We start from the raw sequence: 14,712 nt of genomic DNA, 5'->3' as shown, positions 1-14,712 counted from the left end.
TTAGTAAACGTCTATCCCCGGATAGAGATCCGCGGGTGGACGATAATTGGGGTTCTCAAAGCGGCTGTTCTCGTAATGGGTTTTGGCCGTCGGTCCATCGCCGTTATAGGTCACCTGCGGGTTTGGCGTGAGATGCCAACCGCTTCCTTCCTTGTCGCGCTCGATCAGTGATGCGTACAAGCTACAGTTGCCTGATGAGCCGGATGTCAGCCTGAACTGGTAATAGCGTCCGGCTTGGGGCGTGAACTTCGTCGAGACATAGCAGGAACGAGTGCGTGTCCCCTCCCAGAATAGATCCACTTGCGTTTCGATACCGGGTCGGATCTGCGTTTCGTAATAGTCCCATGTAAGGTCTTGCCCTGCCTTTGGCATGCCCACGTCCTGTGTGTGGGTGAACGGCAGGGGGCCGGTGCGAACGGCGCCGCCCGAACGTTTGCCGTTTTCGTATTGGTAAATTTCGGCGTGCTGCGTGTAGTCGACGATACGTACCCAGGCAGGGTTAGGCTCGTTTTCGGGCGCGGTAAAGTAGTTGGTATGGGGCAAAAACTGGCAGCCTGCGAACAACGGCAATACAAGCAGGCAGAGCAGAGGGCGTATCGACATGAAGCCTTTCCTTTTGCGGAGTCAGGGTTACAGACCGCAAAAGAGGAGGCGCATTGCGTAAAGGCTGAAAATTTTGTGGCTGAATCGTCGCGACGATATCGGTTTCAACCGGTCGCGACAGGCAGAAATCGGCCAGCAGCTGCCAGCCGCATGCGTCTTGAAAAGTAGCGGCGCTTCACTCCTTCCACATTTAATTATCTTCGCTGTGCATCTAGTGAATGGGTTGATCCGTATGTGCTCTTGAGGGCTCGAGTGCGATGAGTATCCGAGATTATCAAGCGATGCAGTGCGATGAGTGGTTAGGCATTTCATGATCCGAACCGTCATCTCTGCCAAGGACAGCTACGATCATGATACGACCACAGTTAGGTACTGCCATGAACGCCAAGGATGACGCTCATTTTTTGGACCGCCTATTGCGCGGAGAACAAGACGCATATCGTGATTTGGTGTGCACGCATCAGGGAGCCATGAAGGCCATAGCTTATGGAATCGTGGGGCGGCACCATGCAGATGACGTAGTGCAAGAGGCATGGCTTGCGATTGTGAAAGGCATAGGCAAATTTCAGAGACGATCTAGCTTAAGAACCTGGATGATGGCCGTCACGTCCAATACGGCGAAGTGCCGATATAAAGCTCGGCGAAGTGAGTCGAATTGTATTCCATGTACCTCGTGGATTGAGGGAGGAGGCGTTTTAGTCGTAGGTGATTATTCCTACACTCCTTCCGTGATATCGCATGAAGATAGCCCTGAAGCACTTCTGAGCGAATCCGAGCTATATGCTCGCATCAACATTGCTCTCGAGACTCTACCGGAATTGCAGAGAAGCGTATTGATATTGAGGGAGCGCTCTGGGTTGGATCTAAACGAAATTTCTACGCTTCTTGGGATATCGCTGACTAACGTAAGAGTGCTATTGCACCGAGCTCGTTTAAAGGTTTTTTCTGCAATAGCGAAGTACCAGTCCGCTCTTGATATGTGAGCATTAGGAGGATTTTTCCAACGGTCTGGATGGCTGATTGAATAGCCCCTGTTTCTGTAGACACCTGATGACCGCTTTTGGCCGATTCCTGCCTTCCATGAGGGGCAGCTTTGGGTCGGAAGCAGTCAGTCGCATGTACCTATAAATACTTGGGCCAATTCACCCTAAAGAGTTCAATGCCGACTCCCTCAATACCGTGCGACGCCTTTATGGCTTCATTGCGCCGACTCACAGGCCTTCAACGGCTCCTTCGGGTGCAATGCACAGATGTCGAAACCGTCACGCCGGGTATAGCCCGCACGCTTCATACATACAAATCGCTGGGCCATCTCTTGGAAGCTGGCATTAGGATCGATGCCGGAGCCATTTTTCTCACCGCAAGCTAGCATGGACGCCAAGACATCATTCCTGCTCGCTCCCGGCTTCTCCCATAAGTCAGCATCAGCCGTAGGGGGCTGAAAAGGCTCGCTGAAACATGCGGTGACGAGGGGGCAAATCAACAGCGCAAATGCCACATGTTTGAGCCACATGATCAATCTCCTTATTTTCTGGTGCTGACGGGCATCAGCGCGGGCTCGCCTTCCGGCTAATAATCTTGCACAGGCTCGTGTATCACTTTCATAACAGCTGTGCATAGTCGTGACACCGATGAAGATGTTACCCAACTCCTTTAACAAGCTACTGCCCTCAGGTAGCACGCTGAATCGTCCAAAATTTCGTAGGGACGACTGACCGCTTTTGGCCGCAAGCAGACCTTCATCGCCGCATAACTCAGGAAAATGCATCCTCTACAAATGCCTCTAACGCCTTGTCTTCCAAGATTTCGATGGAGAAGTGCCCAAAGCGCTTGGGCAACCAGATAATGCGTGTCCCCGATGGGGATTGCAGGTTCGCGCGGGCCAATGGCTTTCCGTTTTCGTCTTGTGGCTGAACACCGGCGACCATCAGTTCGTCGTAGGCCTTCTCGATGTCCGGCGTCGAATAGCAGTGGCGATAAATCATCCCTTCTCCCGCGGAGTCTAATAGCTCCCTCAGATTCCCCGCCAATGGCTGTACCAACATGAAACGCTCTTGACCGATCAGCGCTATTGCGTAGCGCACATGCAGGCCACCTCGTTCCCAAACGAGCGTTTTGGATATCCGGGCATTAAGTATCTGTGCGTAGTAAGCACAGGCTTCTTCGAGATTATTGACCAATACATCTACGTGACTGAACTTCAGATCCATTGCAGCCTCCCTGTTGAACCGGCGTCAATGTTGAGCCGGAGACCCTCAAAATTCCATGGACTTCATGAGTCCATATTGTCGGTGTAGCAATGCGCCAATTCGGCGATAAACCCGCGTTCAAACTGGGGTAAGCGAGGAGCTGTCCATCGCTTGATGGCGAACAAAAGTGACTGCCCGCGTATGGCCGAAATCCGTCGTTCATAAGGCGCGGCTCCCGACCCAAAGCCGCCGTTCGCGAAATGCAACGATTGGCCAAAAGCAGACATCGATATATCCCGCTCCGAGGCCACTACTCAAAACGCTGCCCGTCATGCTCCCCTATAGCTGCATTACGGCGAGCGCCCTGCGCAGGGGTTCGTCGGATATTTGGATAGGACCGTGAAATGGCACGTCCATGTCCAACACAAGGTATACGGAAGCCGCAATGAGCAATGACGAGACGATGAACATTCCTATCACCATCGAATTACGGGGTGCGCGGTATCCAAAACTAGCGAAAATGAGCGTCAACCAAGCAACAAGCATCCCAATAAGGGGGCCAGGAATCGCTCCCTCCGACTGCTCGACGATCCTCCAGCGTTGCTCGATGAGCGAATGATATTGCTGGCGAATATCCTGAAGCATCGTTTCATGGTAGCGGTCCGGGGGTTTGATAACAGCCAATGACTTGCCTATGTCATCCAGGTATTTAGCCGCCTCGCTGTTTCGATGCTGCAGCGCCTCGTCTCCCCGATACGGGGTCTCGATAGCGCGCTCAAGATAGGTGATCAGACGATTGCGCGTGTCTTGTGCCGCATCGCCATAGCCCCGCAGTGTCCGATCAAAAATGATCATGCTGGTTGCGTACCCATGGAAGTTTGCATCAATGGACTCGAAGGTGTTTTTGGCAGAATTAATCATCAAGCCAAAGACCAGCGATGTCATAACCACAAAAATATTGGCGACTAGACGAATTACGGTGTTGGTGTCGTCATCCCTGTGGTGGGATGCCAGTCTTGGGTACCAAAACATCATGAGAAGCGAGGAAGCAACCAGGCACCCAAAAATGGCCAATGCGATCCAGAGAGCGTTCATACATCAGGGCCCTGATCAATTTGCGTCAAGTCTTGAAGGATAGACCATTGGGTGTTTTCAGAACTCTGCTCGGCAGTTACCGTCCAGAAATGACTTCAGTATTGGTTTGAACACCGGCGGTGATTATCAGTCGGTATTGGTCTAGCTCTGCCCATCATGAAAGGCAGCAGATCACGAGCGTCTGCTTATGGTCCAGAGTGTGTCAAAGCGCACGTCGAGGTGCATCGCATCCAGCTAGCAATCTGGGCCGATCGCCGGAACACTCTGTCGAATATAGTAATTGTCGAACTCACTGCTTCCGATGAATTGGAAGCCATGGCGGATATAAAAGCGATTCGAAGCGCTTTCTTTGAGAGCACCCACTTTAATAGGGAGCGCAGCCGCATCCGCCTCTTTGAAAATCTGAGTGAGAACAGCAGACCCTACCCCTGACCCTTGCGCGCTCGGTCTCACATACAAGTGGTCGAGCAAGAGTTCATTGTGTTGATGCTTGATCACGACGAAACCAACCCTCTCTCCAGACGCCTCGATGTAGCGTGTGTTGCGAGCCTCAAAACCGCTGAGAAACCGCTCGCGCGCGCGGACTGGATCAAATCGACCAACACGCTCCAGACTTTCGCGCATGGCCTCAATTCGAATGGCTACAAGATTATCCAAGTCGCTCTGTTGAGCCAGGACCAAAATGATTGGGGAATTCTGATTGGGTGCGACGGGCATATTTTGTGCTCCAACTTTTATCCTGGGGAGCCATTGAAGCGGCCCAGATACCGTAGACAAATTTGAGAGTCCACTTCTGGACCAGAGTGTGTAAAACCGCTTAGCCAAAATTGAAGTGTGCGCATCTACGTTAAATCCGAAATTTATCGGCACATCAGCAGATGTGAATTTCGCACAGAAGCGCGATTTTCAGTCCAGTTTTGAGTGCCTATCGCGTAGAAAAACGTTTTTACACAGCCTCGGCCAAGAGCAACCGTTGCGCCTATTCAATAAACCAAGGGCGATTCACCTTTATTTCAAACCGGGTCAGGTATCTGTCCTTCTCACTTACTGCTTGACCCATTCTGATTCATCAGGCTAGTTGAGGCCGCCCTTTACCGACCTTGATAAGGAAATTATGAAGCCTCTCTACCTGTGTTCACTTCTGCTGCTTGCAGGCTGCGCCCCAGCACCGAAATACCTCGTGCCCGCGGGGGCGCCTCAGGCGCTTATCCGTAGCGAGTTGGTGTCGATGGAGAATTATCGAAACAGCGTGTCCCTGGTCGAGGCGCCTCCAATGGCCTGCAAATACGGCAGAACCGTGGCGACTGCGCAGGGAGGGCAGTTGGTTTCCGTTTATAAGAACGTATCGACGCCGGAGGGCTTCTTTCCGATTGAAGCCGGCAAGCCGCTGCACTTGGTGATGCGCGGTGCGGCCAATGCCAATCGCTCGTGCAGCATAGCGTTTGTCAGCCAATTTGCGCCGGGCGCGCGTTACGTGATCAAAGGAGGAATTGTCGACAGCCCGGGCGCGCTGAGCGGTTGTCACATTGACATATTCAATGTCGATTCGGGCGCGCGCGTCCCCATGGCCGATGAGCCGAAAATGGACCGAAATTGTGCGCTGGACCGACTACCGACGCTCCAGTGAGACATTGCACCTCTGCACTGCGCGACCGCTTGCCAGAACCCGAACGATATTAAACGGGCCTCATGGTCGCGCATGGCGAATTACTCAATAGGCCCTCAATAGTCATACGACCTCTCCTGCTCAGCCCTGTCTATCTCTACCTCAACGCAATCACCTAAACAATCTTGTTAAGTCCATAAGAAACAACACTCGCAGTCATCCCACAAAAAACCTCCCTTGCCCATTCGCCCCAAACACGCTACAAATCCGCCATAACGTTGTACGACAACCTAAAAATAATTTGCCATCCTCGACGATGGAAGCCACTGCCCGAGCCCTTACCATGACGCCCCCTGCCCCCAATCTTTTCCCCCGCCACATCGCCGTGTTGATCCTGCTCTGCATGGGCTGCGCCTTCGCCGGCAACCACATCGCCGCTCGCGTGGCCTTCGACGACGGCGCCGGTGTTCTCCTCGCTATTCTGCTGCGCTCCGGCGGTACGTTGTTGGTGCTGGGCGCGCTGGTACTCTGGCAACGGCAAAGCCTGCGCCTGCCTTCGGGTGCATGGCGCTGGCAGTTACTGCTGGGCCTGCTCATCACCGCGCAAAGCCTGTGTCTCTATTCCGCCGTAGCCCGCGTACCGGTAGCGCTGGCGTTGCTGGTGGCCAACGTTTTCCCGATTTTGCTGGCGCTGCTGACCTGGGCACTAGGCGGCCCACGTCCGACGGCGCGCACCGCCTTGCTGATGGGTTTGATTCTGGTGGGTCTGGTGTTCGTGCTGGACGTGCCCACTCGCCTTTCAGCCGACGCCGACATCGGCCCGCAATGGCTGCTCGGCGTCACCCTCGCCTTCTGCGCCGCCTTTGTATTCGCTTGCGCGCTGTGGATCACCGATCACAAGTTGTCCCAGGTACGGGGTTCGGTGCGCAGTCTGCTGACAATCTTCATTGTGTTCAGCAGCGTTAACCTTGCGGGCTGGAGTGGCACCCTTGCCGACGGCCTGAACCCACCGGCCAGCCTGACCGGTTGGCTAGCGCTAGCCACGTTGGTCGTGCTCTACGGCACCGGTTTTATCGTGCTGTTCATGTCGGTGCCGCGTCTGGATATGCCGCGAAATGCGCCGGTGATGAACATTGAGCCGCTGGCGACGTTGCTGATGGGCTGGCTCGTGCTCGATCAAATGCTCAGCGCCGGTCAGGTGACTGGCGGCGTCATCGTGGTGACAGGAATTGTGCTGCTGACGTATCGCACGTCCGCCCAGCGTTCCGCCAAGGCCTGAAGCGTGCCTCTAGCCCTTGCAGAAAGTCGCTGCTGACTACGCGGAGGACTCTTTTGAACCCCGCCGTCTGGCCGCCGCCTCGGATAATCAGGCATCCCCCTGCGCATTCCGAGGCCTTCCCCCATGACGAGCTCATCCACCGAACAGGTCAGCCCCCAAACCCTGCAAAAGGTCATCATCGCCGCCGGCATCGGTAACTTCGTCGAGTGGTTCGACTTCGCCGTCTATGGCTTTCTTGCCACCACCATCGCGCAACAATTCTTCCCCAGTGGCGATGCCAGCGCAGCACTGCTCAAGACCTTTGCCGTGTTTGCCGTGGCCTTCGCCTTTCGGCCGTTGGGCGGGATTTTCTTTGGCATGCTCGGCGACCGCATCGGCCGCAAGCGTACCCTGGCCATGACGATTTTGCTGATGGCCGGTGCGACCACCTTGATCGGCCTGCTGCCCACTTACGCCGCCATCGGCGTGACAGCGCCGATTCTGTTGTCGCTGATTCGCTGCGCCCAAGGCTTCTCCGCCGGGGGAGAATATGCCGGTGCCTGCGCCTATCTGATGGAGCACGCGCCGAGCAACAAACGCGCCTGGTACGGCAGCTTCGTGCCGGTGTCGACGTTCTCCGCGTTCGCCGCTGCCGCAGTGGTGGCCTACGCCCTAGAGGCGTCGCTGTCCGCCGAGGCGATGGGCAGTTGGGGCTGGCGCCTGCCGTTCCTGATCGCCGCACCGCTGGGTCTGGTCGGGCTGTATCTGCGCTGGAAACTGGATGAGACACCCGCCTTCCAGGCCGTGAAACAGGAACACGCGGTCGCCCACTCTCCGCTCAAGGAAACCTTGCGCAACCATGGTGCGGCGATTTGCTGCCTGGGAGCGTTTGTATCGCTGACGGCGCTCTCGTTTTATATGTTCACCACCTACTTCGCGACATACCTGCAGGTGGCAGGCGGGCTGAGTCGGGCGGCGGCGTTGCTGGTGTCGTTGATCGCGCTGATTTTCGCCGCGGCAATCTGCCCGCTGGCAGGGCTGTATTCGGATCGGGTGGGTCGTCGGGTCACGGTAATGACCGCCTGCGTGTTGCTGATGGTGGTGGTGTATCCGTCGTTCCTGATGGCCAGTTCAGGTTCGTTCGCGGCCTCGATCGTGGGGGTGATGCTGCTCGCGGTAGGTGCGGTGTTATGTGGGGTGGTCACGGCGGCGTTGCTGTCGGAGACCTTCCCGACTCGGACGCGGTATACCGCCTCGGCAATCACCTACAACATGGCCTATACGATCTTCGGGGGTACCGCGCCGCTGATGGCGACGTGGTTGATCAGCACCACCGGCAGCAACCTGTCACCCGCGTTTTATCTGATAGCGGTAGCGTTGCTGGCGCTGGCAGGCGGGTTGGCGTTGCCGGAGACATCGAGGATCTCCCTGCATGACGTGGGCGCTGAGGAAAAAGGCGCAGCAGCGGTGCTCTCGCGTTAGTGCCACATGACGTAATGCCCACGAATGCGGTCGGTCAGGTAAGAATACTTCGCCTGTACCGCCGCCTTCGAAGCCTCGCTAAAGCTCGACATCTCCCACAGGAAACTGGGTAAAGCAGGTATCAGCGCTTCACGCAGACAAACAAAGCATTCCCGCTCGTGCCCTCCCAGGACGTGATGCATTCGTAGTCATGCTCGAAGATGTGCACCTCGAACTGTGGCGTCAACAACTGCTGCAACTCGGTGAAACTGAAGGCGACCATCGGATGTTCGTCCTGCCAAGCCTCAGTCACACCCGCGGTGGTCTTCTCGATACTCAGGCGCAGCGCCTGCTGCTCGCCCTCCTCGCTGTAGTGCCAGCCGGAACCGAAGGTGAAGTGGCTGCCTTCAAACTCAACGCTATGGCGTACCAGCAAACGGTTGTCGATGTGCAGCTTGTCCACCGCGTTGAAACAGAACACGCCATTTTCGGCGAGCGCCTCGTGCACGCTGGTCAGGCACATGCGCAGTTTGGCCAGGCTGGCGTTGTAATGGGTCGAGTAGAGAAAGCAAGTGATCAGATCTTGCGCGTCGTCCACCTGGAAACCCGCCATGTCCTGGCGGCTGAACCGCGCCTCCGGGCAGCGCAGTTGGGCGAGGTCCAGCATCGGTTGGCTGATGTCCAGGCCGGCGCTGTGGTAGCCAAAGTCGAGGAAATGACGCACATGAGGCCCGGTGCCGCAGGCCAGGTCCAAGTGCCGACGCCCGTTATTGCCGAACAGTTGGTGCAACCGGCGAACGCTGTGACTCTGTGCGCGATAGTCGATGTCGGCGCACATCAGGTCGTAGTAGATGGAAAGATCGGTGTACAGCGCGTTGGAGGACATAGGTAGCCAGAGCGGTCGGCGGGAATTTCGCGGCGGCATGGTAACTCAGTCCGTCGTCAGAACCGTTACACTCGCGCCTCAATCATCCGCCAAGGAGGCAACCATGAGCGTTCGTGGTCAAGACCGTCAGATCGACAACATAGAATTCAACGTGGGCGACATTGCCCGTAGTAAAACCTTCTACGGCGCCGTTTTCGGCTGGACATTCGTGGACTACGGGCCCACCTACACCGAGTTCAGCGATGGGCGGCTGACGGGCGGGTTCACCACGGGAGAACCCGTTCGGCCAGGGGGGCCGTTGGTGATTTTGTTTGCGAATGACCTCGAAGGGGCGCACCAACGAATCACGGCTGCAGGCGCTGTGATAAGCCGCGAGACGTTTGCGTTCCCCGGTGGGCGCAGGTTCCACTTCATTGATCCGGATGGTTATGAACTGGCGGTTTGGTCGGATCAGTGAGTGATCGCTGCACCACGAGTGCAGGCCACGCAGTTTAAGTGGCCCGCATCGCACCCCCACGTCACGCCCAGACCGAGCACGCCGGTGTCCTTGATCGCCGATGGGCCGTTACTGCCGAAGCTGGTTTTGCCAGCAACATCCGCCACGTAGTTGACCACCGAACGCACCTCTTCATCGCGCAACTCATGGCGCCAGGTCAGTGCGCTGCGGGTTTGGTCTCGTAGTCGTGCTGCACAACGCCAGCGGAAAGGTTCAGATACCGGGCGTTGGCGGTGTAGGTCGCGACGAACGGTTGTTCCGACCCGGCATCGCCTTTATGCTCACGCAGCAAATTACCGGCGACGTGCCCGCTCAGAGCGAGAGCACGATTAAAAAAGCACGACAACGCCGCTTATGCGGCGTGAAATTTGAGCTGGAGTCCGTTGTTACGGCGTAAACGGCTACAAAAAGTGATGTTCAAGGAAATCAAATAAAACTCAAGGAAGTCAAATGAGCACATGGTTCAGTAACATCCAACTTGGCTTTGATATGGCAACAAGCTTGACAATTGTAGGTGCGGCAATCACTTGGACTGTTCAACAGAAGACACAAGCCGAAGCTGAAAAGGTTCGCGGAATTAATCAACGCGCAACATCAACAGACCTATTTTAAATAAAATAAAAAATCATACTTCAGGTCAATTCATGAAAAATCTTTTGATTGCATCTATCTTATTTGGCTCCGCGCTTTCCTTGAAGGTATTTGCGGGCGGACTGGAAGTCGAGCATAAACTAATTGAGCAGCGCTGGTACTCTTTCAATGACATCATAGAAAAGAGAAAGAAATATAGCAGGGTAGATATTTCGCGAGGGTATATCGAATATTACTTCGAGGGTGATGAATACAGCGCCAAATACCCAGAAGAAAAGTTGTCGCCACGTGCAAAATTCTATTCCAATCATGGGACCGTTGGAACCTATGCGGCTGCTGATTATGAGACCGAGCTAGACAAAGCGTGCGTAGATGTTGTCTCAGGCTCTCTAGGAACATTTAAAGGCAGCTATGAAAACTCTAAAAGACCTGATAGGCAACACTATAAGCGCATGGTTGTTGGCATCAGGTCTCTAACATACAAAGGCCCTGAGTATAACTTCAAGAGCCCTTCATCTTGGTCGCCTGTGGAGTTGCCCAAGGACAAAAGAAGTCTTCTGTGTGAAATTTATGAAGTCAAGAGTGACGCGAGCGATCTGAAATACATTGTTTATGCTGCTTCAGTGGCAACCGCTATGTATGACGAAATTCATACGGCGCCACTGCCAGATAAGTCGAGTAACTAAAACTCCTCGCACTCATGCTGCGGCAACCATTGCTGCGGCATTAGCTGGATCAACCTTGAGGCTGTGAACGGGTTCTACCCCAAGCCCTGCAGTGTTTCTATGTCAGCATCCCGCCCCCCCTTCACATAACGCGGCGAACGACTATGACCGACTTCGACTTCAAAACACATTTCATCTCGGTACTGCCTCCCGACCCGCCCGGCCTGGACCTCGGCTTTGACGAATTCATCACCTTCAACCCCAGTGACCTTGCCACCCTCCCCGGGCCAGACGCTGAATTCCTCCTCAAGCACGGCCTGCCGCGCGACGCCGCGCCCTTTCTGAGTTTCGAGGCCTACAGCCAAGCCGAAGCACAACGCAGGTTGGCAATATTCGCCATCGCCAACCACTATTACCCTTTGGGGCACACCGGCTCCGGGGACGTCATCGCGCTTGATCGACACAGTGGGACGATTGTCTATTTCAACCACGACGCCCATCACGCGCGCGTACTCATCAATACCTCGCTGCCCCAGTTCGCCCGCAGCTTGTGCGTGTTCCAGGCACATCTGCGAGACAACACGATGGCGCGCTGTTTACCCGAGATCCAATGCATCGATCCTGCCGCCGCCGTGCCGGGCACGATGTGGGCGGATGAGGTCAGCGCAGAACTCAACGGGTAGAAGTGAACGCTGATGACCCACCACGAATTGGCCGACCTCTATCGAGCCTATAACGCCGACCTCAACCGTCTCGACTTGATAAGGCCGCCATTGAAACGCAGCTAAACTCCACAGACCCTTGACTGCGTGGAGACTGCTCATGACACACAAAAACGCCCTCTGCCTCTGGTACAACGGGAGCGCCGAAGAGGCTGCCAAGTTCTACGCCAACACCTTTCCCGACAGTGCGGTGAACGCCGTGCATCGTGCACCAGCGGATTACCCGTCCGGCAAGCGGGGCGACGTCTTGACCGTCGAATTCACGGTACTCGGCATCCCCTGCATCGGCCTGAACGGCGGCCCGATCTTTCCCCACACCGAGGCGTTTTCCTTCCAAGTGGCCACCGATGACCAAGCCGAAACCGACCGGTACTGGAACGCAATCATCGACAACGGCGGCCAGCCGAGCGCCTGCGGCTGGTAGGCGCAATTGTCGCGTCGGCCCATGCGCCAAAAAAAGACAGCGAGCCGACGGTCCGGTTGCGACTCACCCAATACCGACCTAGTGTTTCATGTCTCCTCTGCGCACCCAGGTGACGCCATGCCCGCACTCTCACGCCCCGCCGTACTCGAACTGATCGGCAACACGCCGTTGGTACGGGTCAGCCGTTTCGATACCGGCCCCTGCACGCTGTTCCTCAAGCTGGAATCCCAAAACCCCGGCGGTTCCATCAAGGACCGCATCGGCCTGGCCATGATCGACGCCGCCGAGCGTGACGGCCGCCTGCGTCCCGGCGGCACCATCATTGAGGCAACCGCCGGCAACACCGGCCTGGGCCTGGCGCTGGTGGGCAGGGCCAAAGGTTATCGGGTGGTGCTGGTGGTACCCGACAAAATGTCCACGGAGAAAGTGCTGCACCTCAAGGCCATGGGCGCCGAGGTGCATATCACCCGCTCCGATGTGGGCAAGGGCCACCCCGAGTACTACCAGGACATGGCTGCGCGCCTGGCCCAGGAGATTCCCGGCTCATTCTTCGCCGACCAGTTCAACAACCCGGCCAATCCCCAGGCTCACGAGACCAGCACCGCGCCGGAGATCTGGGCGCAAACCCAGCATGACCTGGATGCCATTGTGGTCGGCGTCGGTTCGGCAGGTACCCTCACCGGCCTGACCCGATTCTTTAAGCGCGTGCAACCGGAGCTGGAAATGGTGCTGGCCGATCCGGTGGGTTCGGTAATGGCTGAATACAGCCGCAGCGGCCAGTTGATAACACCCGGCTCGTGGGCCGTGGAAGGCATTGGCGAGGACTTCATTCCGTCGATTGCCGACCTGTCCAGCGTGCGCCACGCCTATTCCATCAGCGATGAAGAGAGCTTCGACCACGCGCGCCAACTGCTCAAGGCCGAGGGCATTCTCGGCGGGTCCTCCACCGGCACCCTGCTCGCCGCTGCCTTGCGCTATTGCCGCGAACAAACCACGCCCAAGCGCGTGGTCAGCTTTGTGTGCGACACCGGCACGCGCTATCTGTCGAAGGTCTACAACGACCAGTGGATGACCGACGCGGGGTTGCTGCATTACAAACACTACGGCGACCTGCGCGACCTGATCGCACGCCGCTTCGAAGACGGCCGCGTGATCAGCGTGAGCCCCGACGACACCCTGCTCACCGCCTTCCAGCGCATGCGCCTGGCCGACGTGTCGCAACTGCCTGTGTTGGTCAACGGCCGCGAACTGGTGGGCGTGATCGACGAATCCGACATCCTGCTGGGCCTGCACCACGATGCCGCGCACTTCACGATGATCGTCGCCAGCGCCATGACCGACAACCTGCAAACCCTGTCCCCCAGCGCCAGCCTGGCCGAATTGCAAACTGAGCTGGATCGCGGCTTGGTCGCCATCATTGCCGATGCAGGAGGCTTTTATGGCCTGATCACCCGCGTCGACCTGCTCAACCACCTGCGGAGATCCCTTGCATGAGCCAGCCTGATAAAAGTGCGTTTGCCACCCGTGTGATCCACGCCGGGCAGTTCCCAGACCCAACCACTGGCGCGCTGATGCCGCCGATCTACGCCAACTCCACCTACCTGCAAGACAGCCCCGGCGTGCACAAGGGCTTCGACTACGGCCGCTCCCACAACCCCACGCGGTTTGCTCTGGAGCGTTGCGTGGCCGACCTTGAAGGCGGCAGCCAGGCGTTTGCCTTTGCATCCGGGCTGGCGGCGATTTCCACGGTGCTGGAGCTGCTGGATGCGGGCGCCCATATCGTTTCCGGTAACGACCTCTATGGCGGCACCTTTCGGCTGTTCGACAAGGTGCGCCAACGCAGCGCCGGGCATCGTTTCAGCTTTGTCGATTTGAGTGATGTAACGGCGTTTGAAGCATCCTTGCAGGACGACACGCGCATGGTCTGGGTCGAAACCCCGAGCAACCCGCTGCTCAGCCTCACCGACTTGGCCGCCATCGCAGGTATCTGCCGCAGTCGCGGGATCATCTGCGTGGCTGACAACACCTTCGCCAGCCCCTGGATCCAGCGCCCGCTGGAGCTGGGCGTGGATGTAGTGGTGCACTCCACCACTAAATACCTCAACGGCCATTCCGATGTGATCGGCGGTATCGCCATTGTCGGTGACAACCCCGAATTGGCTGATCGCCTGGGTTTCCTGCAGAACTCAGTGGGCGCCATCGCCGGGCCCTTCGACGCGTTCCTGACCCTGCGCGGCGTGAAAACGTTGGCCCTGCGCATGGAGCGTCATTGCAGCAACGCGCTGGACCTAGCCACCTGGCTGGAGCAACAACCGCAAGTGGCGCGGGTCTATTACCCAGGCCTGGCATCCCATCCGCAGCACGAACTGGCACGCCGGCAAATGCGCGGGTTTGGTGGGATGATTTCAGTGGATTTGAACAGCGACCTGGCGGGCGCCACCCGCTTTCTGGAACACGTGAACATCTTCGCCCTGGCCGAAAGCCTGGGAGGTGTGGAAAGCCTGATCGAACATCCGGCGATCATGACCCATGCCAGCATCCCGGCGGCGACGCGGGCGCAGCTGGGGATTGGCGACGGGTTGGTGCGGTTGTCGGTGGGGGTTGAGGATGTGGAGGATCTACGAGCGGACCTGGCGCAAGCCTTGGCCCGTATATAACCCCCCCCAGAAAACAACAATCAAATGTGGAAGGGGGCTTGCTCCCGATAGCGGCGTGT

General features: G+C 57.0%; 18 protein-coding genes and 1 pseudogene. 11 read left to right on the top strand and 8 right to left on the bottom strand.

Features of this window, described 5'->3' with window-relative positions; translation table 11 throughout:
• Complete coding sequence (locus tag AOA61_RS18530; RefSeq protein WP_099602351.1) at positions 1-603, bottom strand: hypothetical protein; 603 nt, start codon at positions 601-603, stop codon at positions 1-3.
• A 377-nt stretch (positions 604-980) separates the two neighbouring features.
• On the opposite strand from AOA61_RS18530, the gene AOA61_RS18525 reads away from it, so the two are divergent.
• Positions 981-1,586, top strand: coding sequence for an RNA polymerase sigma factor (locus AOA61_RS18525; protein WP_065881608.1), 606 nt, complete (start codon positions 981-983; stop codon positions 1,584-1,586).
• 215 nt (positions 1,587-1,801) lie between these two features.
• Here AOA61_RS18525 and AOA61_RS18520 read toward each other — a convergent pair whose 3' ends face one another.
• From AOA61_RS18520 to AOA61_RS18505, 4 genes are all read right to left on the bottom strand, one after another.
• A complete protein-coding gene (locus AOA61_RS18520; RefSeq protein WP_099602350.1) occupies positions 1,802-2,116 on the bottom strand; it encodes a hypothetical protein in 315 nt (104 codons plus the stop codon).
• Positions 2,117-2,357: 241 nt separating this feature from the next.
• Positions 2,358-2,813, bottom strand: coding sequence for a VOC family protein (locus tag AOA61_RS18515; protein WP_032885278.1), 456 nt, complete (start codon positions 2,811-2,813; stop codon positions 2,358-2,360).
• A 318-nt stretch (positions 2,814-3,131) separates the two neighbouring features.
• Positions 3,132-3,887 carry a DUF4239 domain-containing protein gene (locus AOA61_RS18510; protein WP_095184640.1) on the bottom strand — a complete coding sequence of 252 codons (756 nt, stop codon included), beginning with the start codon at positions 3,885-3,887 and terminating at the stop codon, positions 3,132-3,134.
• Between the two features lie 234 nt (positions 3,888-4,121).
• On the bottom strand, positions 4,122-4,604 hold the full coding sequence (locus AOA61_RS18505) for a GNAT family N-acetyltransferase (RefSeq protein WP_099602349.1): 483 nt from the start codon (positions 4,602-4,604) through the stop codon (positions 4,122-4,124).
• 397 nt (positions 4,605-5,001) lie between these two features.
• Between AOA61_RS18505 and AOA61_RS18500 the strand changes: the two genes are divergently transcribed.
• From AOA61_RS18500 to AOA61_RS18490, 3 genes are all read left to right on the top strand, one after another.
• Positions 5,002-5,514, top strand: a complete 513-nt coding sequence (locus tag AOA61_RS18500) for a hypothetical protein (RefSeq protein WP_164444851.1) — start codon at positions 5,002-5,004, stop codon at positions 5,512-5,514.
• Between the two features lie 322 nt (positions 5,515-5,836).
• Positions 5,837-6,772, top strand: a complete 936-nt coding sequence (locus AOA61_RS18495) for a DMT family transporter (RefSeq protein WP_099602348.1) — start codon at positions 5,837-5,839, stop codon at positions 6,770-6,772.
• Between the two features lie 123 nt (positions 6,773-6,895).
• The gene (locus tag AOA61_RS18490) at positions 6,896-8,233 is read left to right on the top strand and encodes an MFS transporter (protein WP_099602347.1); all 1,338 of its coding nucleotides are present in this window, start codon (positions 6,896-6,898) and stop codon (positions 8,231-8,233) included.
• 121 nt (positions 8,234-8,354) lie between these two features.
• Here AOA61_RS18490 and AOA61_RS18485 read toward each other — a convergent pair whose 3' ends face one another.
• Positions 8,355-9,098, bottom strand: a complete 744-nt coding sequence (locus tag AOA61_RS18485) for a class I SAM-dependent methyltransferase (protein WP_163033213.1) — start codon at positions 9,096-9,098, stop codon at positions 8,355-8,357.
• A gap of 103 nt (positions 9,099-9,201) precedes the next feature.
• Between AOA61_RS18485 and AOA61_RS18480 the strand changes: the two genes are divergently transcribed.
• Complete coding sequence (locus AOA61_RS18480; RefSeq protein ID WP_099602345.1) at positions 9,202-9,555, top strand: VOC family protein; 354 nt, start codon at positions 9,202-9,204, stop codon at positions 9,553-9,555.
• On the opposite strand, the gene AOA61_RS18475 is transcribed toward AOA61_RS18480, so the two are convergent.
• Both AOA61_RS18475 and AOA61_RS32270 read right to left on the bottom strand, forming a co-directional pair.
• A complete protein-coding gene (locus AOA61_RS18475; protein ID WP_099602344.1) occupies positions 9,549-9,737 on the bottom strand; it encodes a hypothetical protein in 189 nt (62 codons plus the stop codon). The two genes, AOA61_RS18480 and AOA61_RS18475, sit on opposite strands and share 7 nt — an antisense overlap.
• 14 nt (positions 9,738-9,751) lie before the next feature.
• On the bottom strand, positions 9,752-9,886 hold the full coding sequence (locus AOA61_RS32270; RefSeq protein WP_256583450.1) for a hypothetical protein: 135 nt from the start codon (positions 9,884-9,886) through the stop codon (positions 9,752-9,754).
• Between the two features lie 158 nt (positions 9,887-10,044).
• On the opposite strand from AOA61_RS32270, the gene AOA61_RS31230 reads away from it, so the two are divergent.
• The 6 genes and pseudogenes from AOA61_RS31230 to AOA61_RS18445 all read left to right on the top strand — a co-directional run bounded on the left by AOA61_RS31230 (position 10,045) and on the right by AOA61_RS18445 (position 14,653).
• Positions 10,045-10,206: a hypothetical protein gene (locus AOA61_RS31230; RefSeq protein WP_158234810.1), complete on the top strand. Its 162-nt coding sequence runs from the start codon at positions 10,045-10,047 to the stop codon at positions 10,204-10,206.
• Positions 10,207-10,238: 32 nt separating this feature from the next.
• On the top strand, positions 10,239-10,871 hold the full coding sequence (locus AOA61_RS18465; RefSeq protein WP_099602342.1) for a hypothetical protein: 633 nt from the start codon (positions 10,239-10,241) through the stop codon (positions 10,869-10,871).
• Between the two features lie 143 nt (positions 10,872-11,014).
• A complete protein-coding gene (locus tag AOA61_RS18460; RefSeq protein WP_099602341.1) occupies positions 11,015-11,533 on the top strand; it encodes an SUKH-4 family immunity protein in 519 nt (172 codons plus the stop codon).
• Positions 11,534-11,672: 139 nt separating this feature from the next.
• A pseudogene (locus AOA61_RS18455) lies at positions 11,673-11,993 on the top strand (VOC family protein); the annotation flags it as partial.
• A gap of 120 nt (positions 11,994-12,113) precedes the next feature.
• A complete protein-coding gene (locus AOA61_RS18450) occupies positions 12,114-13,490 on the top strand; it encodes a cystathionine beta-synthase (RefSeq protein ID WP_099602339.1) in 1,377 nt (458 codons plus the stop codon).
• Positions 13,487-14,653, top strand: a complete 1,167-nt coding sequence (locus AOA61_RS18445) for a cystathionine gamma-synthase (RefSeq protein WP_099602338.1) — start codon at positions 13,487-13,489, stop codon at positions 14,651-14,653. Before AOA61_RS18450 ends, AOA61_RS18445 begins: the two co-directional genes overlap by 4 nt.
• Positions 14,654-14,712: the final 59 nt, after the last annotated feature.

The organism is Pseudomonas sp. 2995-1 (assembly GCF_002742505.1).
GTDB classification, from domain to species: Bacteria; Pseudomonadota; Gammaproteobacteria; order Pseudomonadales; family Pseudomonadaceae; genus Aquipseudomonas; species Aquipseudomonas sivasensis.
Note: the sequence above shows the minus strand (reverse complement) of the source record. Positions and strands in the feature narration are given on the sequence as shown.